At 75.7% G+C, this 2,243-nt stretch carries 2 protein-coding genes and 1 pseudogene; all 3 read right to left on the minus strand.

The window, feature by feature from the left end; all coding sequences use genetic code 11:
- Window positions 1–668 (minus strand): annotated as a pseudogene (locus FV218_RS22225) (O-antigen ligase domain-containing protein); the annotation flags it as partial.
- Between the two features lie 28 nt (window positions 669–696).
- Window positions 697–1,320, minus strand: a complete 624-nt coding sequence (locus tag FV218_RS22230; protein WP_147711580.1) for a DUF2059 domain-containing protein — start codon at window positions 1,318–1,320, stop codon at window positions 697–699.
- A 58-nt stretch (window positions 1,321–1,378) separates the two neighbouring features.
- A complete protein-coding gene (gene rpiA / locus FV218_RS22235) occupies window positions 1,379–2,089 on the minus strand; it encodes a ribose-5-phosphate isomerase RpiA (RefSeq protein ID WP_147711581.1) in 711 nt (236 codons plus the stop codon).
- Between the last annotated feature and the right edge of the window lie 154 nt (window positions 2,090–2,243).

A 2,243-nucleotide genomic window follows, 5' to 3' on the forward strand; every position in this document is an offset into this window, starting at 1 on the left:
CGCCGGGGCAGGCACCGGGCCGCGAGGGCCATTCCGGCGCCGGCCCCGAGCCCGAGGGCGGCCGCTCCGCTCACGGAGCGCAGGATCGCGGCCACGGACACGAGGACGACGAGGCCGGCGGCCCACCGATGCCCGCGCCGCAGGAGCACGGCCGCGAGGGGGCCGGCCACCAGCAGGATCGTCAGGACCGGGCGATTGAAGACGAAGTAGGCGACCCGCGTGCCCAGCGCCTTCTGCACCGGCAGGTCAGCGGCGAGGTCGACGACGATGTAGAGCCCGGCCAGACCCAGCATCCAGGCGGCGGCCAGGGCCGTTCCGGGCGGCATCCGTCCGGGGGCCAGGCGTGCCGCGCAGTAGGCCGCCACGAGGGTGGGGCCGAACTCGCCGGCCGTGCGCCAGGACAGGGTGGGGAACGGGCTCCAGGCGATGGAGACGAGGCCCCAGGCGAGGAAGGCGAGGGCGGCGCCCCCCGCCGGCGTGCGCAGGGGCGCCGCGAGTGCGGTCCAGGCCGCGCGCCGGTCCTCCACCAGGGCGGCGGCCAGGAACAGGAGGGCGGCGAGGCCGATGACGGCCGGGCTCGACCGGTTGGCCGCCGCCATCACCAGGGGGAGGGCGGCCAGGACCAGGGCGCCGGCGCCGCGCAGGCGCGCGACGGACGGGGACGTCACGGGGACGACCGCGCGGGAGCGGGGCGCCCTACTGGAGCTGGTGGCCGCGCTTCACCATCTCGGTCCGGACGCGGACCATGACGTATTCCGAGACCTCCTGGGTCCAGCCCTGCATGGCCTGGACGATGCCGTCGAGGACCTGGGGCTGGGTCTCGACGTAGCGCTTGCCGGCCGGGGAGCGGAAGAACGCGGCGATGTCGGCGAGTTCGGCCTCGGTGAGGCGGGTGGCGTAGATGCGCGCGGCCGTGTCGATCATGGCCTGCTTCTGCATCTCCATCTCGGGCTGGAGGCCGACCAGCACCTCGTCGAGATCCTTGCCGAGCTCCGGCCGGGTGACGGCGTTCTGCCGGATCTGCTCGCTGAAGGCCGGGATGATGGAATCGAACGAGCGGGCGATGCCCGAACTCAGCATCACCTCGCGGGCCAGCGCCATGTGCGACGGGGCGAAGGCCGGGGCCTGTGTGTTCGCCGCCGGGGTCGGCACGGCGGGCGTCGGCGCGGAGGACTTGCCCGGGGCCGCCTTCGGCGGGGTCGCCGGCTTCTGCGGGGCCTGGGCCCAGGCGGCCAGGGGAAAGGCGGCCGGGGCGATCGCCAGGACGGCCCCCGCCAGTACGGCGCGCAGGGTCTGAGAGCGGACGATGGGGCGGGACATGGATAAGCGCTCCGGAGGTCTTCTGCGATGCGGTTCGGGCGATGGATCGGGCTTCTGGTCAGACGGCGCCGAGGCAGGTCACGTGCGCGACCCCGTCCCGCGCTTCCGCCAGGATCGCCCCGGTGGCGAGGCCGAGGAACAGGCCGTGCTCGACCACGCCCGGCACCGCCCACAGGGCGGCCGACAGGGCCTCGGGATCGGGGATGCGCTCGAGGTGCGCGTCGAGGATGTGGTGGCCGCCATCGGTGCGCAGGGGCGCGCCGTCCGCGCCGGCGCGCAGGAGAACCGCGCCGGCGCAGCCGGCGGCGGCGACGGCGGCCTCCACGGCGCGGCGGGTGGCGCCGAGGCCGAACGGGTTGACCTCGACGGGCAGCGGAAACGCGCCGAGGGTCTCGACGCCCTTGGCGGCGTCGGCGATCACCACCATGCGGCGGCTGGCGAAGGCGACGATCTTCTCCCGGAGCAGGGCCGCGCCGCCGCCCTTGATCAGGCGCATCTGGCCGTCGATCTCGTCGGCCCCGTCGATGGTGAGATCGAGCTCCGGCATCTCCTCGAGGGTGGCGAGGCGGATGCCGGCGGCCTCCGCCGCCAGCCGCGTCGCCTCCGAGGTCGGCACGCCGACGACGTCGAGGCCGGCCCGGACGCGGGCGCCCAGGAGCTCGACGAAGACGTTGGCGGTGCTGCCGGTGCCGATCCCGAGGCGCATCCCGTCGGTCACGAGGGCGACGGCCCGCTCGGCGGCGGCGCGCCGCAGGTCGGGCCCGCTCACGCCGCGACTCCGGGGGCGACGGGGCGGATCGGAACGGCAGGGCGCATGGCACGGGCTCGGGTTGCGGGCGTCGGCAGGCCCTACCACGGCTGGCAGCGCCGTCAAACGCGGGGCGTTCCGGCGCTTCCGATCAGGGGCGGGGTGTGGGCTGGAG

The organism is Methylobacterium sp. WL69, assembly GCF_008039485.1.
Lineage (GTDB): Bacteria > Pseudomonadota > Alphaproteobacteria > Rhizobiales > Beijerinckiaceae > Methylobacterium.